This window comes from Massilia endophytica (genome assembly GCF_021165955.1).
Taxonomy (GTDB): domain Bacteria; phylum Pseudomonadota; class Gammaproteobacteria; order Burkholderiales; family Burkholderiaceae_D; genus Rugamonas; species Rugamonas endophytica.
In genome coordinates this window covers 2,276,436-2,299,560 of the sequence record NZ_CP088952.1, presented here as the reverse complement: position 1 = coordinate 2,299,560, position 23,125 = coordinate 2,276,436, and the positions used below count along the sequence as shown (strand labels likewise).

Sequence of the window (23,125 nt, the reverse complement as noted above, 5' to 3'; positions counted from 1 at the left end):
TAGAATCGCTGCCTGTCTATGCACATTTCGATGGAGATGCAATGAGTATTGGTGGAATTTCCAGCCAGGCGGCACTGGATCGCCTGACGACGATGACGGAAGGCGCTACGCCGATCACGGCCAGTGAGCATCGCTCCCGGATCAGGCGCGCCCAGGAGTTCATGCGGCGTCACGAGATCGGCGCCCTGTACCTTAATGCGGGGAGCAACCTGACCTACTTTTCCGGTGTCCGCTGGAGCCCCAGCGAGCGGATGGTAGGAGCCGTGCTGCCGGCCACGGGGGACCTGGTGTATATCGCGCCCAGGTTCGAAGAAGGTACGATCCGGCAGTTCATGGTCGTCGAAGGCGATATCCGCTGCTGGGAAGAACATGAAGATCCGGCGCAGGTCTTGCGCCAGATACTGGACGAACATGGCGGCCTTGCCGCGCCCCGGCTCTACATCGACGAAAGCACGCCGCTGTTCCTGTTCGAGGCGATACGTGCTGCGGCTTCCGGCTACAGCCTGCATAGCGCCCATCCGGTGACCTCGTTCTGCCGCATGCGCAAGTCGGAGGCGGAACTGGCCCTGATTCAATGCGCAATGAACATGACGATGGCGGTACAACGTGCCGCAGCGTCGATTCTGCACGAAGGCATCACCAGTGCGGAAGTCCAGGAGTTCATCCATCTCGCGCACAGGCGGGTCGGCGCGAGCGGCTCCTACTTCTGTATTGTGCTGTTTGGCGAGGCGACTTCCTACCCGCACGGCGTCAACTACGTGCAGACGCTGAAGCGCGGCGACACGGTGCTGATCGACACCGGCTGCAAGGTTCACAACTACATCTCGGATATCACCCGCACCTATGTGTTCGGCGAACCCAGCGAGCAGCAGCGTTTTGTCTGGAATGCCGAGAAGCAGGCGCAGGCCGCGGCCTTCGAGGCGGCGCAACTGGGCGTGGCTTGCGAGGAAGTGGACAAGGCGGCACGCCGCTCGCTGGAGGCCAATGGCTTCGGCCCCGGCTACGCCTTGCCGGGCCTGCCGCATCGTACGGGGCACGGCATCGGCCTCGATATCCATGAGGGGCCCTATCTGGTAGGCGGCGAGCGGCGTGTCCTTGAACCGGGGATGTGCTTCTCGAATGAACCTATGATCTGTGTGCCGGGGAAATTCGGCGTCCGGCTGGAAGATCACTTCTATATGACGGCGGAGGGACCGAAGTGGTTTACGCAACCCGCCACGTCCCTCGAAGACTGGGCCTCATTCAATCTGTGACAGGGCGCCCGCGCTGGCGGGCATGATCGGCATGCGCGCGCCTGGCCCGGTCCAGTCGAACAGGAAGCTGCACGCTGCGGAGCATGTCTTGCCCTGGCAAGCACCCATGCCCACGCGCGTAGCGAGCTTCGCCTCGCGCCAGCCGCCATGCGGGCCCAGTGCGGAAGCGGTGACGTCCTCGCATCTGCACACGATGGTCTCTGGCCTGCACATGTCTTTCAGCGAGGGCCGGAGCGCGAAACTGCGCGCAAGCAGGGCGGAAAAATCGTGGCACTGGCGGCGGACGGACAATTCGCGGGCAGTCGGCGCCAGGCCCAGCGCATCGAGCGCCGCGATCCGGCCTTCTATCAGCGCTTTGTCCACGCCTCCGATGCCGGTACATTCACCGGCAGCCCAGACATGCTGCACCGAAGTTCTCTGGCGCTGGTCCGCCTCGATCGCGCCCCCGGCGATGGCGCAGCCGAGCAACTGGCCTAGGTCGGTATTCGGACTCAGGCCGAATCCGGCAGCGAGGAAATCGCAGGCGAATTCCCTGACGGCGCGCGGCGTCCGGACGACAACACGCTGCAGCGCGTCCGGGCCCCGGGCTTCCACAATCTGCCCAGCGGCCAGGTAAGGAATGCCTCGCAGTGCGGCGAACAGGGAGACCGCCTGCCGGAGCTTGCCGGGATGCCTGAGCGCCAGGCCGAAGCCAAACCGGCTTAGCCGGGAAAGCCCTTGATGCTCGACGATGGCCTCGATCCGGGCTCCCGCCGCCAGCGCCGTGGCCGCCGTGGCGAGCAGCAGCGGGCCGGAACCGGCTACCACCACCTGGCGGCCACGCACCGCCATGCCGCCCTTGATCAGCGCCTGCAGCCCGCCAGCGCCGGTAACCCCAGGCAAGGTCCAGCCGGGGAAGGGCAAAACGACTTCCCGTGCGCCGGAACAGACGATCAGGCGCTCGAACTGCACGAGGGTTCCGCCAGTTTCGTTCTCCAGAAGCAGGCTCCCGGGGGCGACCGCCCCGACCACCTGGGCTGTCTGCAGCTGCGTCAGGCGCGGGTGGTCCTTCACCTGCTCCCACAGGGCCCTGGCGCGCGGGTCGGTCCAGGCGCCGGGGCCGCCGCGCCAGATCTGGCCTCCTGGCGCCGGGTTGTCGTCGATGAGGCATACCTGCGCCCCCGCTGCCAGGCCCGCCTCCGCCGCGGCGAGGCCGGCCGGTCCGCTTCCGATGATGTGGAGCTTCATCCCTCTCCTCCGGTGACGATGTGCATTCCCTCCTTGCAGCTGGTGCGGCAAGCAAGCCGGTGAGGCTGGCCGTCGATGCTGACCCGGCATTCCTGGCATTGCCCGATGCCGCAGAAGGCAAAGCGCATTTGCCCCGTCACCGACCGTCTGGTGCACAGGGTTCCGGCCGCCACAAGTGCAGCGGCGACGGATGCGCCGGGCGGAACGCGGACGGATATGCCATTGACGGTCACGGCGCAGCTGCTGTCAGGCTGGATCATGAATGAACCTCGATGGTGAATAGAGATCGGTGGCGAGGGCAGGCGGCCGGCCCGACATGAGATCCGCCAGCAGCTGCGCCGTGCCGAACGCCGTGGTCACACCCAGGCCTTCATGCCCCGCCGCGAGCCATGTGCCCGCACGGGCCGGATGCCGCCCGATGATGGGCCTGCCGTCAGGGGTGGCGGGACGCATGCCTGTCCAGCTCCTTAGGATGCGCATCTCCGCCAGACAGGGCAGCAGCGCGATGGCGCTGCGCAGCACGGCGGCCAGGACCCTGGGATCGGGGTCGGTATTCTCGATGCCATCCTGGCGGCACGAGCCGATCAGCCATTGCCCGGTGGGGCGGGGCTGGACATTGGCCGCCACGGCCAGCGCGTCGCTTCCGGCTGCTGTCTGCCCATAGCCCATGCTGACGACCTGATGGGAGAGCCGCCCGGGGTAGCGGTCCGTGATGGCAAGGTGCCCCTTGCGGGGGAAGACGGGCATATCGGGAAGCAGCTGGGGGACGCCGTTCCCTGCTGCGAGCACCACGTCCCCGGTATCGATACGCTGTCCGCTATCCAGCTCGATGCAGCGGTCGCCGATGGCCCTGACCGCTGCGCCGAACATGGTTCTGCCGCCCATGGCGAGCAGCTGCATGGCCAGGTCCCTCGCGACCGCCGGCGGATAGACGACGCCGTCGGCACTGACCAGGACCCCGCCTGCCAGGCCCCCGCGCAGCGAAGGCTCGGCCGCCGCCACCTGGGCGCCCGTCAGCTGGCTGGCCTGCCAGCCCTTTCGCGCCAGCTTTTCCGCACGGGCAGCCGCGTGCGCCATCTGGTCTTCGTCTTCCGCCACCCACAGCGTCCCGCAGCGGCTGTGTTCGGCCAAGCCGCCCTTGTCGCGGAGATAGGCATCCCAGTGCTTCAGGGAGAGGAGGCATAGATCGAGCTCGTCTTCAGTCTCGTCCAGTGCGACCAGGTGGCCCATGCCCGCGGCGGTCACGCCTGCGCCCGGGTACAGCCGGTCGACGAGCAGGACCTGGCGCCCCCGGGACTGGAGTTCGACGGCGCACGCGGCGCCGACAATGCCGGCGCCGACCACGATCACGTCAGGCTTCGTCACACCAGGGCAGGCAGTGCCGGGCGGCGGGCGATGGCCGCCTGGATGGTTTGGGCCACGCTGGCGCGCCGTTCCCCAGCCAGCGGCAGGCGCGGCGCGCGCACCCGGTCGTTGGAGCCGATTGCCAGCGTTTCCGCCAGCTTGATGTTCTGGACCAGGTAAGTGGAAACGTCGAGGTCCAGCAGGGGACGGAACCAGCGGTAGATGTCGAGCGCTTCGCTGTGGCGGCCGGCCTGCATCAGGCGATAGATCGCCACCGTTTCGTCGGGGAAGGCCAGGCACAGGCCGGCCACCCAGCCCGTGGCGCCAACCGCCAGCGCTTCGAACGCCAGGTTGTCCACGCCGGTCAGCAGGTCGAAACGGTCGCCGAAGCGGTTGATGATATCGGTACTGCGCCGGATGTCGTCGGAGGACTCCTTGACGGCCACGATCTGGTCGATCTTGGCGAGCTCCTCCATGATCTCGACCGTCACGTCGACGCGGTACGCCAGGCGGTTGGAATAGATCATGATGGGAAGGTCGCTGGCGCGGGCGATGGCCGTCAGCGTGGCCACCGTTTCGCGCGGGTCGGTATGGTAGATCGTGCTCGGAACCACCATCAAACCATCGGCGCCGGCGCGCGCCGCCTTGCGGGCCAGGGCGCAGGCATCCTGGGTCGCCGCCTCGGCCACGGTCAGGAGGGAGGGCTTGCTGCCGCTCGCCTCCTTGCACAGCTTGAGGACCTCGATACGCTCGTCGTGCGTCAGCATGGGGCCTTCGCCCAGCGAGCCGCACGCAATGAGCCCGTCCACACCGGCATCCATCTGGAGCTGGAAGCAGCGCATCATCTCATCGTGATCGAGCTCGCCGCTCTCCTGGAATTTCGTCGTGACCGCTGGAAGAACGCCTTTCCACATGACCAACTCTCCTTTGTCTTCGTATGTGTCGAAAGCATCATCCTACGTTTTGGGGAGGCGCCGGTCTTGCTCGATGCGTGCGGCAAGCAGGCCGAAATCGGCACAGGCCGAAACGGCGTTGCCAAGCCGCCGCGAAGCGCATATATTCATGCTCAGGAGGAAGTGGAAATGATCAATGAGCCAGGCTTTGGCGATCTGGAATCGATCAGTATCGGCGCCATCGAGGCCATGTTCGACGCCCTGGACGACGTGGCGTTCTTCGTCAAGGACAGGGAAGGGCGCTATCTTGGCATCAACCGCACAATGGTGCGCCGTTGCGGAGTAAGGCATAAGGAGGACGTGATCGGGAAGACTGCGCTGGACCTGTTCCCGCGGGCCCTGGCAGAGACCTACGTCGCGCAGGACCGCAAGGTGATCGAAAGCGGGGCCTCCATCGACAAGCACCTCGAACTGCACATCTATCCCGGACGCAGCCGCGGATGGTGCATCACCCGGAAAATGCCCTTGCGTGACAAGGACGGCCGGGTGCTCGGCCTGATCGGCACTTCGCGCGATCTCGGCATGCCGGACGACCCGAATCCCGCGTATCGGCAGATTGCCCATATCGCCGAATACATCCATGAAAACTATCAGCAGAATATCTGCCTTCAGGAGCTGGCGGACCAGGCGGGATTGTCGCTGTCGCGGGTGGAGCGCCTGTTCCAGAAGGTGTTCCATCACTCGCCGCGCCAGCTGCTGGTGCAGTGCCGGCTGTCAGCCGCAAGGGCCATCATCGAGAAGAAGCCGGAAAGCAGGATCGCCGATGTGGCCTACGAATGCGGCTATACGGACCACAGCGCGTTCAGCCGCCAGTTCAAGTCGGTCGTCGGAATGACGCCGACCGAATATGGCATTCAGGTTGCGAAAGGAATCGCCTAGCTGCTGGCGGGGATGCCCCATGCGAACGGATCGCTGTCCTCGAACAGCAGCCGCGTTTCGCCGCTGATCCATGCGCTCCCGCGAATCGTCGGCGCAATGCCGTGGCCTGCCGGGCGATAGCTGGCCTCGAAGACGCTCCCGATAATGCTTTCCTGGCGCCACACGCTGCCCGGCGCCAGTTTGCCGTCCGCAGCCAGGCAGGCCAGCTTTGCGCTGGTGCCGGTGCCGCATGGCGAGCGGTCGTAGGCTTTGCCCGGGCACAGCACGAAGTTCCTGCTGTCCGCCTGTTGCGATGGACCAAACAGTTCGACATGGTCGATCAGTGCGCCATCGGCGCCGCGGATGCCCAGATCGTGCAAGGTCTGCATGACCGCTTCCGCGAATGTGCTCAGGGCGCCGATATTGCCGGAGCCGAGTTCGAGACTGTGCTCGCCGATCAGGAAAAACCAGTTGCCGCCCCACGCGATATCGCCCGTGACGGTGCCGTAAGCGGGGACGCGGACCTGCACGTCCTTTGCCAGCCGGTAGGATTCGACATTGTCGACGCTCACCGAACCGTCCGCATGAAGTTCGGCCACCACAACGCCCACAGGCGTGTCGATACGGTGCCGCCCTGGCTTGATGCGTCCGAGGTGGGCAAGCGACGCGACCAGGCCGATCGTGCCATGGCCGCACATGCCGAGATAGCCCACGTTGTTGAAGAAGATCACCCCGGCCACGCAATCCTCGGCATGCGGTTCGCACAGCAAGGCGCCGACCAGGACATCCGAGCCGCGCGGCTCGCACACGGTGCCAGTACGGAAGTGGTCGTACTGGTCACGCAGCAGGGCAAGGCGCCCGGACAAAGGACCTCGGCCGAGATCAGGACCTCCATCCACGATCAGCCGGGTAGGTTCGCCCCCGGTATGGGAGTCAATGATTGTGATCGTTTTCATCGTGTCATTAAGAGTGGAGTCTATAGGCGCAAGGCTACATTCCGGGATGCGTGCGGTCTTGTGCGTTTTGCGGCATGATCGCGCTGAAAATGGCACACTTTCAGTAGTGATAGCGGCAGGAAATGATGATCAGCTCATCATCCTGCACTTCGTAGACAAGCCTGTTGGTTTCATCGATTCGCCGGGACCAGTATCCGCTAAGGCTGTGCTTGAGCGCTTCAGGCTTACCCAAGCCTGCAAAAGGATCTCTTTGCGCGGCCTCGATCAGGTCATTGATACGTTTGAGCGTTTTTCTGTCCTGGGTCTGCCAGAAGAGGTACGTCTTCCAAGCCTCATCCGTGAACTTCACGCTGCGCATTTACGGGTCCATGGCGTCGGAAGCGCCGACTAATCTCCTTTGCTTCGCTTGGCCTGCGCGTGCCTGCGAAATGGATTTGGCAAGATGGGCAGCGTTTGCAGGGGAACTCAGCAAGTGCACGGTCTCCATCAGGCTGTTGTAATGATCGAGGGACATCACCACGGCGTCAGGTGCGTCCCGTCGCGCGATAACGGTGACGTCAGCGTCCTCAACCACTTGGTCGATGACAGCCCGCAGGCTGTTGCGGGCATCAGAAAAATTGACAATTCTCATTGGTGACTCCGAGTGGGAAACCTGTACGTCTAATCGTACAAGTTTCAGTGTATTCGCGTTTTAAGGAGCGCACAACTCGAACGCGCGCCCCTTCTTGAGGGCGGGAAAGCGTGCTACGCTATCATTGCTTTTGAGGAAATGTTTTCGTGCCCGCAGGCCGGCGCTATCCGCGTGAGGCCTGCCGGGATTGATCACCGCAAAGTGCGACACAATCGCACATCAAGGAATCAGAAATGAGCAAGGGCGAACCGCTTCGCCTGCACGTGCCCGAACCGACGGGACGTCCAGGCTGTGCAACCGATTTTTCCTATTTGCGCCTGTCGCCGGCCGGCGCAGTGCGCCGTCCCGAGGTGGACGTGGCGCCCATGGATACGCGCGATCTTGCGTACTCCCTGGTCAGCGTGCTCGATGCCGAGGGCAATGCCGTTGGGCCCTGGGCCCCGCAGATCGATATCGAGGTCGTGCGCAAGGGCCTGCGCGCCATGATGAAGACCCGCATCTTCGACAGCCGCATGCTGATGGCGCAGCGCCAGAAGAAGATGTCTTTCTACATGCAGAGCCTGGGCGAAGAGGCCATCGGCACCGCGCAGGCGCTGGCGCTGAACGTGGACGACATGTGTTTCCCCACCTATCGCCAGCAGAGCATCCTCATCGTGCGCGACTACCCGCTGGTGGACATGATCTGCCAGCTCATGTCGAACGAGCGCGACCCGCTCAAGGGCAGGCAGCTGCCCGTGATGTATTCGGTGAAGAAGGCAGGCTTCTTCTCCATCTCCGGCAACCTGGCGACGCAGTACATCCAGGCCGTGGGTTGGGGCATGGCCTCGGCGATCAAGGGCGATACCAAGATCGCCTCGGCATGGATCGGGGACGGCGCCACGGCGGAGGCGGACTTCGACACCGCATTGACCTTCGCCCACGTGTACCGTGCCCCCGTCATACTCAACGTGGTCAACAACCAGTGGGCCATTTCGACCTTCCAGGCCATCGCGGGCGGCGAGGACACCACCTTTGCGGCACGCGGCGTAGGCTGCGGCATCGCGTCGCTGCGCGTGGACGGCAATGACTTCCTGGCGGTGTATGCCGCGTCCTGCTGGGCCGCCGAACGCGCGCGCCGCAACCTCGGACCATGCCTCATCGAGTGGGTGACCTACCGCGCCGGCCCGCATTCGACTTCGGACGATCCCTCGAAGTACCGCCCCGGCGACGACTGGTCGCATTTCCCGCTGGGCGACCCCATAGCACGCCTCAAGCAGTACCTGATCAAAGCTGGCGCGTGGTCCGAACAGGAGCACGAGGAAACGCAGAAGCGCCTGGAGGCCGAAGTGCTGGCCGCGCAGAAGGAGGCCGAGCAGTACGGCACCATGGCCAGCGGCCACACCTTCAGTCCCGCGGAAATGTTCGACGGCATATACAAGGACATGCCTGAACACCTGCGCGTACAACGTCAGCAACTGGGGATCTGAGATGGCGGAAAACACAGTGAAAACTTCCATGACCATGATCCAGGCGCTGCGTTCGGCCATGGATGTGATGATGGAGAAGGATGAAAACGTCGTGGTCTTCGGCCAGGACGTAGGCTATTTCGGCGGCGTATTCCGCTGCACCGAAGGCCTGCAGAAGAAATACGGCAAGTCGCGCGTGTTCGATACGCCGATTTCCGAAGGGGGCATCGTTGGCGTGGCGATCGGCATGGGCGCCTACGGCCTGCGGCCGTGCATCGAGATCCAGTTTGCGGACTATATCTATCCGGCCTACGACCAGATCGTGTCCGAAGCGGCGCGCCTGCGCTTCCGTTCGGCGGGCGACTTCACAGCGCCGATCACCATCCGTACGCCCTGCGGCGGCGGCATCTATGGCGGCCAGACGCACAGCCAGAGCCCGGAGGCGGTCTTCGCGCACGTGTGCGGCCTGCGCACGGTGATGCCGTCCAATCCTTACGATGCAAAGGGCCTCCTGATTTCGTCGATCGAGAACGACGATCCGGTGATCTTCCTTGAGCCGAAGCGCCTGTACAACGGGCCGTTCGACGGCCACCACGACAGGCCGGTCGTGCCCTGGTCCCAGAATCCGATGGGCGAGGTGCCTGAGGGCTATTACACCGTGCCGCTCGACAAGGCGGCCATTTTCAGGCCCGGCAAGCAGCTCACGGTGCTCGCCTACGGCACCATGGTATGGGTATGCGAGGCGGCGGCGCGGGAGACCGGCATCGATGCCGAGATCATCGACCTGCGCAGCCTCTGGCCGCTGGACCTGGAGACCATTGTGGAGTCGGTGAAGAAAACCGGCCGCTGCGTGGTGGTGCACGAGGCCACGCGCACCTGCGGTTTCGGCGCCGAACTGGTGTCGCTGGTGCAGGAACATTGCTTCTACCATCTGGAAGCGCCGATCGAGCGTGTGACGGGCTGGGATACCCCATACCCGCATGCGCAGGAATGGGCGTATTTCCCGGGACCGGCGCGCGTTGGCGCCGCGTTCAAACGCACGGTGGAGGCATAAGATGGGTATTCACGTCATCAAGATGCCGGACATCGGCGAGGGCATCGCGGAAGTTGAACTGGTCATGTGGCATGTGAAGGTGGGCGACACCGTCACCGAAGATTTGATCCTGTGCGATGTCATGACCGACAAGGCCACCATCGAGATTCCTTCGCCGGTTCACGGCACCGTGGCCATGCTGGGCGGCGCGGCGGGGCAGGTGATGGCCGTTGGGGCGGACCTGATCCATATTGAAGTGGAGGGCGAGGGCAATCTGAAAGCGCATGCTCCTGCTGCTCCGGCCAAGCCGGCGGCGGCGGCTCCAGCTCCGGCGCCAGCCCCCGTGGCTCCGGCGCCCGCAGCGGCTCCCGCCGCGGTAAAACCGGCGGCGCCTGCTGCCGCTGCCCCTGTGGCGCAATCGGCTGCAAGGGTGGCGCGCGAACCCGGCGAACGCCCGCTGGCTTCCCCTGCAATCCGCAAGCGCGCGTGGGACATGGGCATTGAACTGCAGTTCGTCCACGGCACCGGCCCGGCAGGCCGCATTCTGCAAGCGGATCTCGACGCCTACGCCGCGCGCGGCGTCCAGGGCGCACCGTCCGCTGTGGCGGGCGGCTACCGGGAGAACCACGCCGAGCAGGCCATTCCGCTGATCGGCCTGCGCCGCAAGATCGCGCAGAAGATGCAGGAGTCGAAGCGCCGCATTCCTCACTTCTCCTATGTCGAAGAGATCGACGTCACGGAGCTTGAGAACCTGCGTGCGCGCCTGAACGAACAGTGGGGCAGGGAGCGCGGCAAGCTCACCTTGCTGCCATTGCTGGCGCGGGCGCTCGTCATCGCGCTGCGCCAGTTCCCGCAGATGAACGCGCGCTTCGACGACGATGCCGGTGTCGTCACGCAGTACGGCGCTGTCCATCTCGGCGTCGCAACGCAGACCGATGCCGGGCTGATGGTGTCCGTGATGCGCCACGCCGAGGCGCGCGACCTGTGGGCCTGCGGCGCCGAAATCGTGCGCCTTGCCGATGCCGCGCGCACCGGCAAGGCCACTCGCGAGGAGCTGTCCGGGTCCACGATCACCATCTCCAGCCTGGGCGCCTTGGGCGGCATCGTCACCACGCCTGTGATCAACCATCCCGAAGTCGCCATCATCGGCGTCAACAAGATCGTGGAGCGGCCCATGGTGCGCCAAGGGGCAGTGGTCATCCGCAAGATGATGAACCTCTCGTCCTCCTTCGATCACCGCGTGGTCGACGGCATGCATGCGGCCCAGTTCGTGCAAGCCATCCGCGCCTTGCTGGAATGTCCAGCCATGCTCTTTGTGGAGTAATCGATGAATCAACACACCACTACGCTGCTGGTGATCGGCGGCGGTCCTGGCGGCTATATCGCAGCCATCCGCGCCGGCCAGCTTGGCATTGCCACCACCCTGGTCGAAGCCGGTGAACTGGGCGGCACCTGCCTCAATGTCGGCTGCATCCCTTCCAAGGCCCTGATCCATGCGGCCGAGGAGTTCGAAAAAGCCAGCCATTTCGCAAGCGGCTCCTCGCTGGGCATTTCCGTGCAGTCGGCGCGTATCGACATCGGCCAGACGGTGCTCTGGAAAGACGGCATCGTCGGCCGCCTGACGGGCGGCGTTGCGGCGCTGCTGAAGAAAAGCGGCGTGCGTGTCGTCAAGGGCTGGGCCAATATCGTCGACGGCAAGACCGTCGAAGTGATTCGCGACGGGGAGACTCCCCAGCGCATCGGCTGCCAGCACCTGTTGATCGCCACCGGCTCGCACGCCACCGAGCTGCCCTTCATGCCCTTTGGGGGAAGGGTGATCAGCGCTACGGAAGCGCTTTCGCCAAAGACCGTGCCCGGCAGGCTGGTGGTGGTGGGCGCAGGCTATATCGGTCTCGAACTGGGCATCGCCTACGCGAAGCTTGGAGCTCAGGTGCAGGTGGTGGAGGCGCAGGAGCGCATCCTGCCTGCCTACGACGCCGACCTGACCCGCCCCGTGGCCATTGCGCTCAAGGGCCTGGGTGTCGAAGCCCACCTTGGGACTTCGGTGCTTGGCCTGAACGAGGCGGGCGATGCGGTGCGCATCCGCAATGCCGCAGGCGAGGAGTCGGAATTGGCTGCGGACCAGGTGCTCGTCGCCGTGGGACGGAGGCCGAGCACGCGCGGCTTCGGACTCGAAAAGCTGCGCATCGACATGGACGGCCATTTCATCAAGGTCGACGACCAGTGCCGCACCTCCATGCGCGATGTGTGGGCCATCGGCGACGTAACCGGCGAGCCGATGCTGGCTCACCGCGCCATGGCGCAAGGCGAGATGGTGGCCGAGATCATCAGCGGCAAGCGCCGTCATTTCAGCCCGGCCTCCATCGCCGCGGTGTGCTTCACCGATCCCGAAGTGGTGGTGGTCGGCGCAACTCCCCAGCAGGCGCGCGCGCAGGGCATCGATTGCATCGACGCCCTGTTCCCGTCCTCCGCCAACGGCCGCGCCATGTCGCTCGAATCGAAAGACGGATTCGTGCGGGTGGTGGCGCGCAGGGACAACCACCTGATCCTGGGCTGGCAGGCGGTGGGGAAGGCGGTGTCCGAGCTTTCCGCGGCGTTTGCCCAGTCCATCGAGATGGGGGCGACGCTGGAAGATGTGGCAGGCACGATTCACGCGCATCCCACCCTGGGCGAGGCGATCCAGGAGGCGGCCCTGCGCGCGCTGGGGCACGCCCTTCATATTTGACAGAGCAATCCATACAATTTCAAACTAGAGAGAATCCATGAGACTTCCGTTGACCGCAATTGCCTTGTCGCTGGCCGCCGTAGGCGCCCAGGCCGAAGCGCCGTTTTCCTTTGCCGCCACCCCGGGCAAGCTGCCCAAGGACGTAGTACCGATCCAGTACACGGCGCACCTGGTGCCGGATGTGGCGAACAACACCTTCAGCGGTTCGGAAACGGTCGAAATCGAGGTAAGGAAGACCACGTCGGCCATCATGCTCAATGCCTTGAACATGGAGATCGACGGGGCTACCCTGAGCGGCAAGGGCCTGGCCGAAACCACGCTGGCGCCGATGCTCGACAAGGAAGCGCAGACCCTCAGCTTCAAACTGCCGAAGCCGCTGGCGCCAGGGAAATACACGCTCTCGCTCAAGTTCCGCGGCGTGGTGAACCGCGAGCCGCGCGGCCTGTTCTACCTGAAATACAAGAACGGCGCGGACAACAAGTCCCTGCTGGCTACGACCATGGAGCCGACCGACGCGCGCCGCCTGCTGCCCACCTGGGACGAGCCGGCGTTCCGCGCGAAGTTCAAGCTCACCGTGGACGTGCCGGCCAGCTTCAAGGCCTTCTCCAACACCCCGGCCGAAAAACAGGAGACTCTCCCGAATGGCCTTCAGCGCGTATCCTTCGGCGTCACGCCGAAGATGCCGAGCTATCTGTTTGTGCTGGTCGCAGGCGAGATGGCGCGCAACGTAGGCACGCAGGACGGCGTGGAAATCGGCGTCGTCTCCACCATCGGCAAGGAAGGCTCGACGCAGTTCGCGCTGGATGCTTCCAAGGACCTTCTGCACTACTACAACAACTACTTCGGCGTGCCGTACCCGCTGGCCAAGCTGGACCAGATTGCCATTCCCGGCATGAACGGGGCGATGGAAAACTGGGGCGGCATCGTCTACAACGAAGCCACACTGCTGTACGACCCGAAGAAGAACCCGGACAGCACCAGGCAGACCGTCTTCGCCGTGACCGCGCACGAGGTGGCCCACCAGTGGTTCGGCAACCTGGTCACCATGGCCTGGTGGGACAACCTCTGGCTGAATGAAGGCTTCGCATCCTGGATGGCAGCCAAGGCCACGGCCCACTTCCATCCCGAGTGGCGTGTGCAGCTCGACGCGATGGTCGATCGCGAGAGCGTGATGAACCTCGACGCGCGCGCCACCACCCACCCGATCCAGACCAAGGTGGAAAACGAAGAGCAGGCCAACAGCGTGTTCGACGCCATCACCTACGGCAAGGGACAGGCCTTCCTGCACATGCTCGAAGCCTATCTCGGCGAAGATGCCTTCCGCACGGGCATCCGGGCCTATATGGCCAAGCACAAGTACTCCAATACCACCACGGCCGACCTGTGGACGGCGCTGGAGAAGGCCTCCGGCAAGCCGGTCGCCAAGCTGGCCTCGGACTGGACGACCCAGGCGGGCGTGCCGGTGGTGAAGGTCGAACAGCGCTGCGAGAAGGGCCAGCGCAAGGTGACCTTGACCCAGCAGCCTTTCGTGCTGGATGGAAGCCCGGTGCCGCAGCGCCTGTGGCATATTCCGGTCGCGCTGGGAACGGTCGGCGGCAAGGCGGAATACGCCATGCTCTCCGGCGCCAGCACCACCGTGACCCGTCCCGGCTGCGAGGGCCAACTGATCGTCGATCCGGACAGCGTGGGCTATTACCGCGTGCAGTACGACGACGCCAGCTTCAATGCGCTGGCGGCCATGGCGACCAGGCTGCCGGACGCAAGCCGCGTCAAGCTGCTGGGCGATGCCTGGGCCATGGTGGCGAGCGAACGTATACCGCTGGCGCGCTACCTGGCGCTGGCCAGCCAGTTCAAGGACGAACCGCGCCTTGCCGTGTGGGGCGCTCTGCTCAGCAATGTGGGCAACCTGTACAACCTGGCGCAAGGCACGCCGGAGCGCGAGCGTCTTGGCCGCTATATCGCCGACCTGGTGCTGCCAAAGTTCCAGGCGCTCGGCTGGGAGGAAAAGCCGGGTGAATCCGTCGAGGACAGGCAGCTGCGCACAGCGCTGGCCGGTGTGCTGGGCCGCACGGGCGATGCGAAAGTGATTGCCGAAGCGCGTGCGCGCTTCCAGCGCTACCTGGCCGACCCGGCCAGCCTGCCGCCATCCTCGCTCGGCTTCGTAATGTCGGTGGTGGGACGCTATGCGGACGAGCCGACTTATGAAGCCCTCAAGGGCCTGGCGCTGAAGGCGCAGTCAGTAGAAGAACGCAACCGCTTCGCACGTTCGCTGGCAATGGCGGTCGATCCCAAACTGTCCGAACGCACGCTGCAGATCGCGCTGTCCACGGAGCTGCCGATCCAGCTGACCAGCATGATGGTGCCCGGCGTGGCTGCGGCGGAGCACGTGGACCAGGCCTGGTCCTTCGCGGTCGAGCACCGCGATGCGCTGCTGAAGAACCAGGACTCGGTAGCGGGCAACCGCATGTATCCGGCCGTCGTCGCCAGCTCGGTCAACGCGGCCGATGCGGACAGGATGGAAGCCTACGTCAAGGAGCATTTCTCGGCCGATGCCCTGGTCGATGCCAAGCGTGTCGGCAACGGAATCCGCGTGCGCGCCAAGCAGCGCGCGCTGCTCGTGCCGCAGATCGGCCCGGCCCTCGACAGCATGAAGTAGTCGTGCAGTAGCAAGCGAAATGAAAGCAATGGCCCCGGTTCGGGGCCATTGCTTTTCGAGGGACCAACTGAGAGATTTTGAAACCTTGGCTGTGTAAATTCGTAACGTCGCGCATGGCGCGAGCGGGGTAGCATTTCTTCCACTTATCGCCCAACTTGGAGGAGTCTATCTTGAACAGGAAGCACACCGTCCACCTTCTCGTTCCGGCCCTGCTGTCCGGCCTTCTGGCTGCCTGTGGAGGCAGCGGCCCCGATAGTGGCACGCCGGACAGTGGCGCCGCTCCGCGCCTGCTTGCCGGTGGCCGCGTGGTGCCGGATGCCGCAGCCACCACCTGGAACAGCGTGAAGTTTGGCGGTGGCGGCTACGTCACTGGCCTCATCTTCCATCCTGCTTCGCCCAAGGTGCTGTACGCCCGCACCGACATCGGCGGCGCCTACCGCTGGAACCACAAGACCTCGTCGTGGACGCCGATCACCGACGGTCTGGGCTTCGGCGCGGCCGAGAGCAGGTTCCACGGCGTGGATAGCATCGCCGTCGATCCGACGGACGACCAGCTCGTGTACATGGTTACCGGCATGTACACGTTCGAAGGCAATGGGCGCCTTTACATCTCCAGCGACCGCGGCGACCACTGGGCTCACGTCGACCTGCCGTTCCCCGTTGGGGGCAACAATGGCGGGCGCGCCATGGGCGAGCGCCTCATGGTCGATCCGAACCTGCCATCGACGCTGTTCTATGCATCGCGCACGGCCGGGCTGTGGAAGAGCGCCGACTCGGGCCGGACGTGGGCGCAGGTGGCCTCGCTGTCGGCCGCCACGATGACCCAGGACCAGGTCAATGCCTTCGGCGGGAGCGCCATGGGCGTGGAACTGGTGGTGTACGACACGGACATCAAGGGGCCGCACAAGGCGAAGAAGCATCCCGGGGACGGCGCCACAACCCGGACCATCTACGCCGCCATCGCACCGGACTACGCCAGTGTTGCAGGCCTGGCGTCGAGCATGTACAAGTCCACGGACGGCGGCGAGAGCTGGGCGCCGGTTGCCACGCCGGTGCAGGGCTATCACATCCCGCATATGGTGCGCGCCGACGACGGCGTGTTCTACGTCGTGTTCACGCAGGGCGCAGGTCCGGGCGCAGGCGGACCGGCCCGGCTCTACAAGTTCGACGGCAGCAATTGGACCTTGCTCAAAAGTGAAGACCCGGATGGCGGAACGAACTTCGGTATGGGCGGCCTGTCGGTGTCCGGCAGGGGCGCTTCCACCCGCATCGCGCTGGGCGTGACCAACTCCTGGGGCAACTGGAACGGCCAGCAGATCGTCCAGCTGTCCGACGACGGCGGCCAGACATGGCGCGAAATCGAAGCGATGACGCCTGGCGAAACTGCCTCCGGCTGGGTTGACGACGTGGAGATTGACCCCTTCAATCCCGATCACATCCTGCACGTCCATGGCGGCGGCATTCTCGAGACCTGGGATGCGTCGTCGGCCACGCCGGCCTGGAAAGGAACGATTGCAGGGATCGAAGAAACCGCGACCATTGCCGTGGCCACGCCGCCCGCTGGCGCACCCTATATCCTCATCAACAGCGCGGGCGACGTCGGCACCTGGGTGGATACCGACCTTGCCGCCACGCCGACACAGGGGCCGGGCCTGGGCTGGAGCAACGGTAACTCCGCCGACATGGCATGGTCCGATCCGCTCTACATCGCCGCAATTGGCGTCGTCAACTGGAGCGGCGCCGTTGCGGCTCACTGGTCGGGCGATGGCGGCAAGACCTGGGAGGCGTTCGCGAGCCTGCCGCAAGGGGCGCAGAACACGAGCGGCGAGTCGAACATCGTTGTCACCGCCCGCAACCGTGCGGTATGGGCGCCCGCCAATTCGGTGCCCTCCTACACCACGGACAACGGCGCAACATGGACTCCGACCAACCTGCCTGCGCTCTCCGGCGTCGGCATCAACCGCGGCTACCGCCTCGCAGCCGACCGCAGGAACCCGAACAAGGTCTATGCCTACAACTCGGGTGGCGCGTGGTGGAACCAGTGGTCCGATACGGCGCACTTCTGGTATTCGGCGGACGGCGGGCGGACCTTTACCGAAAGCGCCTCTTTCAAGGACATGGGAGCGATGGTGACGGCTTTCGGCAATGCCTCACTCGCAGTGAACCCGAACGCGGAAGGCGACATCTGGCTGGCCGACGGCAACGCCATCTACCACTCCACGGATTCAGGTGCGAACTGGACGAAGATCACAAGGTTCGCCTCAGTGTGGGGCGGCAGCAACCAGTTCATACCGGTGGTGCAGGGCGCCACCTTGGTCGCGTTGGGCAAGGCGGCGGCAGGCGCCCCGTACTCGTCCGCGGTTTACGTGGCGGGTGCGGCCGACGGCCAGTGGGGCGTGTACCGTTCGGATGACGGCGGCGCCAGCTGGACGCGCTTCAACGACGATGCGCACCAGTACGGCGGCATAGGCGTAATGGCGGCGGACCAGAACATCTACGGCCGGATCTACTTCTCAGGCACCGGCCGCGGCCTGCTCTACACCAACTAGAGCTTGAGGAACCAACGCCGCCTGTAGCAGACAAGCAGCACCAGAAACTGCAGCACGAGGTAAATCAGGCCGAAGGTGAGCGAGGCCGCATAGGGATCGCTCACCTGGCTCAAGGCCTGCTGGCCCATGCTGCGGATGGATGCAAAGCTTCCGCCTGCATGACCCCAGTTGTAATCGAGCAGTGGCGCCAGCACGAAGCTGGTGATGTAGGCCAGCAGAGGGTTGGCCCCGTACACCTGAAGCGGGAACAGCACCGTGCCGCTTTTCGGCAGGCCGATGAGCAGGCTGAATGCGCCCAGCAGAACCAGAGAGAAGCCGCTGCTGAAAAGGACGAAAGTGGAGGTGTAGATGTTTTTGATGACCGGGCAGATCCCGTCGAGCGCCAGCGCAGCCGCCATCAGGGCGGCACCGGCGGCAAAGGCCGCGACGGCGGGGTGTTCGACCTTGCCGCTCAGGTGTGCCAGCCCGGCCAGTACGCCGATCAGGATGCCGGCGCTGCTCGTATAGGCATTGAGCAGCCCGTCGGGATCGAAAACCACTTTGCCGTCGACCGGCCACCAGATGAACATATGCGGGACGGTGAACAGGTTCCGGTCGACATACGCAGGCCAGCTGCCGACAGGATCGAAACGTGGCGCACCGAAGCCCGGTACGGGAACGAAGTAGAGCAGGGCCCAGTGCGAAACGAGGATGAACACGGTGGCCGCGAACAGCAGGCGAGGCCTGAACACCGCCTCGCCGCTCGCCGACCGCCGCAGCGACAAGAGGATCACTGCGAGCGCCAGGGCGAAGGCAAGGCCGATTTTCTGCAGTACGCCGGGAATGCGCAAATGCGCCAAGTCGGAAGCGGGCCATGCGTTCAGGAACAGGCCCACAGCGACTAGCATTGCCGCGCGCCACAGCCCGTGGCGCCAGAGCGCGGCATTCGATTGTCCGGTCTTTACCCTTTGCGACAGCGATATCGGCAGCGCTGCCCCAATGCAGAACAGGAAGGCCGGCGCCACCATGTCGATCAGGGTTCCGCCTTCCCATTTCGCATGGACCATCCAGTTGTACTGCTTCTCCCATGCCCCCGGCGTGAGGTTCAGCAGCATGCCAATGATGCTGAGGCCCCGCAGCCAATCGAGCGCCTGCCAGCGTGCTGTCACCGCGCGCTGCATATGTCTACTTTTCCAGTACGACGGGGTGGCTCAGCGCAACGTGCGCCTGCCGGCCCGGTACGCCGGTTCCTGGCTGGCCCGAACCCACGCTCAGTTGATACTGCCCCGGAATCAGCTGGCGCGAGCCGTCGCGCGTGACGAAACTGAGGTCGCGTGGCGAAAGGCGGAAACTGACCTGGCGGCGTTCCCCCGCTTTCAGCGAGATGCGCTCGAAACCGCGCAGCGCGTGGATAGGCGCGCCCTCGAAGGAAGGCGGCTTCAGATAGAGCTGGGCGACTTCGTCGCCATCGCGCTTGCCCGTGTTGACGATCTCCGTTGTGACGAGCAGGCCATTCTCCGGAGAGCCGTTCACGGACACGACCTGGAGAGGTCCGTATTCGAAGCTCGTGTAGCTCAGGCCTGCGCCAAAGGGATACAGGGGCGTGCCCTTGTAATAGCGGTAGGTTCGTCCCTGCATGGAGTAGTCGTCGAAGGGCGGCAGGTCGTCCAGGCCCCGATAGAAGGTGACGGGCAGGCGGCCGCCCGCATCGGCGCGGCCCGTCAGCACGTTGGCAACCGCGAGGCCGCCGCTCTGGCCTGGATACCAGGCTTCCAGAATGGCGTCGGCGTTATCCTTGGCCCACGACAGGCCGAGGGCGCTGCCGTTCATGAGCACCACAACCAAGGGCTTGCCCAAGGCCTTCGCCTGCTCCAGCAGGCGGCGCTGGTCGGCGGGCAGTTCCAGCGATGTTCTGTCACCGCCCGAGAACCCCTCGGCCTTCAGCGCCATTTCTTCCCCTTCCAGATCGGAGGTCAGGCCGAGCACGGCGACGAGCACGTCGGCCCCGGCTGCGCGCTTTTTCAGTTCGGCGTACGGATCGCGCGAAATTCGCTGCCAGAACAGGCCGGGTACGCCGCTGACGCCTGTCTCGGTTTCAAACTGCAGGGGATAGCGCTGGCCTTTGTCCAGCTGCAGGGTGTGGAGCTGCAGCGGCTCGCCCCACTGGGAGTGCTTCGCCACCTTGACCGTGCGCCCGCCAGCCTTCAGCGTGCCTTTCACTCCGCTGACGCCGAAGCGGTACAGGCCGGACTCCGGGGCTGTCAGGAAACCGCGCCAGACTATCCTGTGATGATCCGCGACGGCCTTGTATTCAAGCGCGTGCGATTCGAGGCCGGATTCAACGCGCGTGAGAACAGGCTTGCTTTCGTATTTGCCGTCGTGGCGGTTGTAGTACTCGGCGCGCAGGCCCGGTTTCCCGTCAGGCGTGCGCAGGTAAGCGGCGGGAACAGGATTGCCGTCCGTGATGGAAGCGCCGGAGGGCACCAGCGTGAGCTGCGCTTCCGGAAGCACCTGGCGCAAGCCGTCCATTACCGACACGGGCGGCGCGGATTGGGTCGACGAATAGTTGCCGCGCAGGACGCGGGTGGCGTCAGCCAGCGGACCAATGACCGCCAGCTTCGCGCCTGCCTTGAGGGGCAGTACGCCGTCGTTCTTCAGCAGCACGAGGCTTTTCGCCGCCGCCCGCAGCGCAAGCTCCTGGTGCGCGGGTGTGCCGATGGCGCTGACAGGCACTGCCTTGCCGTCGCGCTGCGGCAGCCCTGCGAGGTCGCCATTGCGGTAGCGAGCGGAGAACAGGCGGACCAGCGCCTTGTCAATGTCGCCCATGCCGATCAGACCGCGCTGCCAGGCCTCGCGGTAGCGCGCACCGAGGTTGGGCGTGTCGCCCAAGGTTTTTGTGTTGCACTCGTTATCGGTGCCCGCCTTGAGGGCCACCGCCACCGCGGCGGCGGGATCGGGCGCGTACTTGTGCTGTTCCGAAATGTCGGTCACCGCGTCGCAATCGGACACCACGTATCCCTTGAAGCCCCAGGCGCCGCGCAGATGCTCGTTCATCAGCAGTTCGCTGCCGCAGGCGGGCTGGCCGTTGATGCGATTGTAGGCGCACATGATCGACCCCGCCCTGGCATCGACGATGGCGGCCCGGAAGGCGGGCAGGTAGGTGTCCTCCAGGTCGTGCGCCGACACGAAGACGTTGGCCGTGTGGCGCGTCGGTTCCGGCCCGCTGTGCACGGCGAAATGCTTTGGCGTGGCAATGACGTCGGGCAGATCCGGATTGCCGCCCTGAATCCCCTGGATAAAGGCGACGCCCAGCGTGGCAGCAAGATGCGGGTCCTCGCCATAGGTCTCCTGGCCTCGTCCCCAGCGCGGGTCGCGGAAGATGTTGATGTTCGGCGACCAGGTATCGAGGCCGGTGCCGATGCGGCCCAGACGGCCGGTCTGGCGGCCCAAGGTATGCAGCGCCCGCACCTCGACGCTGATCGCCGCCGCCACCCGCTTGACCAGGTCTGCATCGAAAGTGGCCGCAAGGCCGATGGGTTCGGGGAAATTGGTGGTGGGGATGGGGCCCATGGCGCCGTGCAGCGACTCGGTCCACCAGTTATAGGCAGGGATGCCGAGGCGCGGAATGGCGGGCGCCACGTTCAGCAGCTGATCGATCTTTTCGTCCAGCGTCATCTGCGTGACCAGCGCGTTGGCCCGCGCTTCCGCTTCCCGCCGCGCGTCGGCGGCGCTGGCCGGGTTGGGCGCGGCCGCAGCCAGGAAAAGGGAGGCATATAGCGCGGCCAGGACGTTCTTCTTCTGCATGGGCACTCCGTGAAAACGATTTCATATTTACGGAATGCCAATGTAATCGCTAAGTTGGCGCCGAACCAATAACTTTTCGCGCGCGATCGATATCCAAACCGGTATGCCGGCTAGAAGCTGACGCGGAAGCTGGTGGCCATCTTGCTCGGCAGGCTGGCGGGCAGCTGGATGACCAGGGCGTCGGCGGTCTGTTCCCAGTGCAGCGGCGCGGTGCTGCCCAGCAGCGTGACTGCCTTCACAGGGCGCTGCTCCAGCCCCGCCTTGCGGCCGAGAGACTGGATGCGAACTGCGCCCGTGGGAGAGCCCAGGGTGATGGCATACAGCGCTCCGCCCTTGGCGGTAAAGCGGATGTCCTGCGGCGTGTAGGCGGTATCCTCCCTGAAGTGGCCGGAAGCGGCCTTGGTGGGGCCTTCGCCAAAGATTTTCCAGGGACGGGTGCCGTAGATCGCTTCGCCGTTCACGGCCATCCATTCCGCCATCTCCTGCAGGAACTTCATGGGCTCCGGCGGCAGGCTGCCGTCCGGGTACTGCACCACGTTCAGGAGCAGGTTGCCGTTCTTGCTCACGATATCGGCCAGCATGTGCACGACGTCTGTGGTGGACTTGTACTTGTAGCCTTCGCTGTAGAACCAGTCGCCGATCGAAGTGTCGGTCTGCCAGGGCAGGGGATTGATGCCCTCCATGACGCCGCGTTCCACGTCCTGCACGCCCGCTTCGCGGATGAACTCACCGGAGCCAATATCCTTGTGGTGGTACACGGCCTCCAGCCTGCCGCCGTGGCGGGCCACGCTGGCGTTGTAGAAGTTGGCCACCAGTGTGCGGCCCACCTCGCCGAACGGAATGCCGCCGTCCGTATAGAGCAAGTCCGGCTCGTAGCGCGTCACCAGGTCGGTGATGCGGTTGAACCACTCCTGGTGGAAGCGCGTGTCCGTGGTGTACCAGGTGCTCGAGCCGCGGTAGGGCTGGTTGTGGGCGCGGTGGTACAGCGAGGCGTACTTCGGATCGGCGCCGTCGTAGTCCACGCCCAGCATCGGCCACGTCTGGTCGTATTCATGGCTGGGCGTCCACCAGGCGTAGCTGGCGCCCAGGTGTTCCGATACGCCGAAACGCAGGCCCGCCTTTTGCGCGGCCTTCTTCCAGTCGCCCACGATGTCGCGCTGCGGGCCCATTTTCACGGCGTTCCAGGCATGATGCTTCGAATCCCACAGGTCGAAATTGTCGTGGTGGACGCCCATGCTGACGAAGTAGCGCGCACCCGCCTTCTTGTACAGCGCCATCAAGGCGTCCGGATCGAACTTCTCCGCCTTCCACAAGGGGATGATGTCCTTGTAGCCGTGCTTGGAGGGGTGGCCGTAGTGCTCAAGGTGGTGCTTGTACTGCCCTGTGCCATAGATGTACATGTTGCGTGCGTACCAGTCGCCCGCGCGCGGAACGGACTGCGGGCCCCAGTGCGACCAGATGCCGAACTTCGCGTCGCGGAACCACTCTGGGGTCTTGTAGGTTCGGAGAGAGCTGGCATCGGGACGGAAAGGCCCCGGGACGGTATTCAGCTGGACGGGCGTTTCATCGGCGGGAGCTGCCTGGATCGGCATGTGAAGGAAGAGCGGGGCGGCAATCGCCAGCAGCGCGGCGCGGCGGGTGGGCATTGGTTTGGCTCCGGGATTGTGAACATTGACGGCTGCCTAGGCTAAATGCAATCCACAGCGCGGGCA

18 protein-coding genes are annotated in these 23,125 nt (G+C 64.8%); 8 read left to right on the top strand and 10 right to left on the bottom strand.

Annotated elements, in window-relative coordinates:
- Positions 1-41 precede the first annotated feature (41 nt).
- Positions 42-1,253, top strand: a complete 1,212-nt coding sequence (locus tag LSQ66_RS10200) for a M24 family metallopeptidase (protein ID WP_231769666.1) — start codon at positions 42-44, stop codon at positions 1,251-1,253.
- Here LSQ66_RS10200 and LSQ66_RS10195 read toward each other — a convergent pair.
- Genes LSQ66_RS10195 through LSQ66_RS10180 form a run of 4 tightly spaced genes read right to left on the bottom strand, consistent with a single transcriptional unit; the run spans position 1,239 to position 4,738 of the window.
- Positions 1,239-2,480, bottom strand: coding sequence for an NAD(P)/FAD-dependent oxidoreductase (locus LSQ66_RS10195; protein WP_231769665.1), 1,242 nt, complete (start codon positions 2,478-2,480; stop codon positions 1,239-1,241). The two genes, LSQ66_RS10200 and LSQ66_RS10195, sit on opposite strands and share 15 nt — an antisense overlap.
- Entirely contained in the window at positions 2,477-2,740 is a 264-nt protein-coding gene (locus tag LSQ66_RS10190) for a 2Fe-2S iron-sulfur cluster-binding protein (protein WP_231769664.1), read from the bottom strand. Before LSQ66_RS10190 ends, LSQ66_RS10195 begins: the two co-directional genes overlap by 4 nt.
- Positions 2,727-3,830 carry an NAD(P)/FAD-dependent oxidoreductase gene (locus LSQ66_RS10185; protein WP_231769663.1) on the bottom strand — a complete coding sequence of 368 codons (1,104 nt, stop codon included), beginning with the start codon at positions 3,828-3,830 and terminating at the stop codon, positions 2,727-2,729. The genes LSQ66_RS10190 and LSQ66_RS10185 overlap by 14 nt, the downstream gene beginning before the upstream one ends.
- Before the next feature lie 11 nt (positions 3,831-3,841).
- A complete protein-coding gene (locus LSQ66_RS10180; protein ID WP_231769662.1) occupies positions 3,842-4,738 on the bottom strand; it encodes a dihydrodipicolinate synthase family protein in 897 nt (298 codons plus the stop codon).
- On the opposite strand from LSQ66_RS10180, the gene LSQ66_RS10175 reads away from it, so the two are divergent.
- On the top strand, positions 4,676-5,656 hold the full coding sequence (locus LSQ66_RS10175; RefSeq protein WP_231769661.1) for an AraC family transcriptional regulator: 981 nt from the start codon (positions 4,676-4,678) through the stop codon (positions 5,654-5,656). The two genes, LSQ66_RS10180 and LSQ66_RS10175, sit on opposite strands and share 63 nt — an antisense overlap.
- On the opposite strand, the gene LSQ66_RS10170 is transcribed toward LSQ66_RS10175, so the two are convergent.
- From LSQ66_RS10170 to LSQ66_RS10160, 3 genes are all read right to left on the bottom strand, one after another.
- Positions 5,653-6,591 (bottom strand): 4-hydroxyproline epimerase, encoded by a 939-nt coding sequence (locus LSQ66_RS10170; protein ID WP_269449168.1) that lies wholly within the window; start codon positions 6,589-6,591, stop codon positions 5,653-5,655. The two genes, LSQ66_RS10175 and LSQ66_RS10170, sit on opposite strands and share 4 nt — an antisense overlap.
- 100 nt (positions 6,592-6,691) lie before the next feature.
- On the bottom strand, positions 6,692-6,949 hold the full coding sequence (locus LSQ66_RS10165) for a Txe/YoeB family addiction module toxin (protein WP_231769660.1): 258 nt from the start codon (positions 6,947-6,949) through the stop codon (positions 6,692-6,694).
- Complete coding sequence (locus tag LSQ66_RS10160) at positions 6,950-7,222, bottom strand: type II toxin-antitoxin system Phd/YefM family antitoxin (protein ID WP_231769659.1); 273 nt, start codon at positions 7,220-7,222, stop codon at positions 6,950-6,952. It lies immediately after the preceding gene.
- 233 nt (positions 7,223-7,455) lie between these two features.
- On the opposite strand from LSQ66_RS10160, the gene LSQ66_RS10155 reads away from it, so the two are divergent.
- The 6 genes from LSQ66_RS10155 (at position 7,456) to LSQ66_RS10130 (ending at position 17,630) form a co-directional block, all read left to right on the top strand.
- On the top strand, positions 7,456-8,688 hold the full coding sequence (locus LSQ66_RS10155; protein ID WP_231769658.1) for a 3-methyl-2-oxobutanoate dehydrogenase (2-methylpropanoyl-transferring) subunit alpha: 1,233 nt from the start codon (positions 7,456-7,458) through the stop codon (positions 8,686-8,688).
- Between the two features lie 28 nt (positions 8,689-8,716).
- Positions 8,717-9,721 (top strand): alpha-ketoacid dehydrogenase subunit beta, encoded by a 1,005-nt coding sequence (locus LSQ66_RS10150; RefSeq protein WP_231770088.1) that lies wholly within the window; start codon positions 8,717-8,719, stop codon positions 9,719-9,721.
- Between the two features lies 1 nt (position 9,722).
- On the top strand, positions 9,723-11,024 hold the full coding sequence (locus tag LSQ66_RS10145) for a dihydrolipoamide acetyltransferase family protein (protein ID WP_231769657.1): 1,302 nt from the start codon (positions 9,723-9,725) through the stop codon (positions 11,022-11,024).
- A gap of 3 nt (positions 11,025-11,027) precedes the next feature.
- On the top strand, positions 11,028-12,425 hold the full coding sequence (gene lpdA / locus LSQ66_RS10140; RefSeq protein WP_231769656.1) for a dihydrolipoyl dehydrogenase: 1,398 nt from the start codon (positions 11,028-11,030) through the stop codon (positions 12,423-12,425).
- A 37-nt stretch (positions 12,426-12,462) separates the two neighbouring features.
- Entirely contained in the window at positions 12,463-15,081 is a 2,619-nt protein-coding gene (locus LSQ66_RS10135) for a M1 family metallopeptidase (RefSeq protein ID WP_231769655.1), read from the top strand.
- 170 nt (positions 15,082-15,251) lie between these two features.
- Positions 15,252-17,630 (top strand): sialidase family protein, encoded by a 2,379-nt coding sequence (locus LSQ66_RS10130; RefSeq protein WP_231769654.1) that lies wholly within the window; start codon positions 15,252-15,254, stop codon positions 17,628-17,630.
- On the opposite strand, the gene LSQ66_RS10125 is transcribed toward LSQ66_RS10130, so the two are convergent.
- From LSQ66_RS10125 to LSQ66_RS10115, 3 genes are all read right to left on the bottom strand, one after another.
- On the bottom strand, positions 17,627-18,790 hold the full coding sequence (locus LSQ66_RS10125; protein WP_231769653.1) for an acyltransferase family protein: 1,164 nt from the start codon (positions 18,788-18,790) through the stop codon (positions 17,627-17,629). The genes LSQ66_RS10130 and LSQ66_RS10125 overlap by 4 nt on opposite strands.
- A 4-nt stretch (positions 18,791-18,794) precedes the next feature.
- Positions 18,795-21,413 carry a glycoside hydrolase family 3 C-terminal domain-containing protein gene (locus LSQ66_RS10120; protein ID WP_231769652.1) on the bottom strand — a complete coding sequence of 873 codons (2,619 nt, stop codon included), beginning with the start codon at positions 21,411-21,413 and terminating at the stop codon, positions 18,795-18,797.
- A 110-nt stretch (positions 21,414-21,523) separates the two neighbouring features.
- Positions 21,524-23,059: an alpha-L-fucosidase gene (locus tag LSQ66_RS10115; protein ID WP_231769651.1), complete on the bottom strand. Its 1,536-nt coding sequence runs from the start codon at positions 23,057-23,059 to the stop codon at positions 21,524-21,526.
- Positions 23,060-23,125 lie beyond the last annotated feature (66 nt).

Bases quoted from the DNA above. Each gene is read 5' to 3' on its own strand.
- LSQ66_RS10200 (WP_231769666.1), top strand. From the start codon at position 42: ATGAGTATTGGTGGAATTTCCAGCCAGGCGGCACTGGATCGCCTGACG.
- LSQ66_RS10195 (WP_231769665.1), bottom strand. From the start codon at position 2,480: ATGAAGCTCCACATCATCGGAAGCGGACCGGCCGGCCTCGCCGCGGCG.
- LSQ66_RS10190 (WP_231769664.1), bottom strand. From the start codon at position 2,740: ATGATCCAGCCTGACAGCAGCTGCGCCGTGACCGTCAATGGCATATCC.
- LSQ66_RS10180 (WP_231769662.1), bottom strand. From the start codon at position 4,738: ATGTGGAAAGGCGTTCTTCCAGCGGTCACGACGAAATTCCAGGAGAGC.
- LSQ66_RS10170 (WP_269449168.1), bottom strand. From the start codon at position 6,591: ATGAAAACGATCACAATCATTGACTCCCATACCGGGGGCGAACCTACC.
- LSQ66_RS10165 (WP_231769660.1), bottom strand. From the start codon at position 6,949: ATGCGCAGCGTGAAGTTCACGGATGAGGCTTGGAAGACGTACCTCTTC.
- LSQ66_RS10160 (WP_231769659.1), bottom strand. From the start codon at position 7,222: ATGAGAATTGTCAATTTTTCTGATGCCCGCAACAGCCTGCGGGCTGTC.
- LSQ66_RS10155 (WP_231769658.1), top strand. From the start codon at position 7,456: ATGAGCAAGGGCGAACCGCTTCGCCTGCACGTGCCCGAACCGACGGGA.
- LSQ66_RS10150 (WP_231770088.1), top strand. From the start codon at position 8,717: ATGACCATGATCCAGGCGCTGCGTTCGGCCATGGATGTGATGATGGAG.
- LSQ66_RS10145 (WP_231769657.1), top strand. From the start codon at position 9,723: ATGGGTATTCACGTCATCAAGATGCCGGACATCGGCGAGGGCATCGCG.
- lpdA (WP_231769656.1), top strand. From the start codon at position 11,028: ATGAATCAACACACCACTACGCTGCTGGTGATCGGCGGCGGTCCTGGC.
- LSQ66_RS10135 (WP_231769655.1), top strand. From the start codon at position 12,463: ATGAGACTTCCGTTGACCGCAATTGCCTTGTCGCTGGCCGCCGTAGGC.
- LSQ66_RS10125 (WP_231769653.1), bottom strand. From the start codon at position 18,790: ATGCAGCGCGCGGTGACAGCACGCTGGCAGGCGCTCGATTGGCTGCGG.
- LSQ66_RS10120 (WP_231769652.1), bottom strand. From the start codon at position 21,413: ATGCAGAAGAAGAACGTCCTGGCCGCGCTATATGCCTCCCTTTTCCTG.
- LSQ66_RS10115 (WP_231769651.1), bottom strand. From the start codon at position 23,059: ATGCCCACCCGCCGCGCCGCGCTGCTGGCGATTGCCGCCCCGCTCTTC.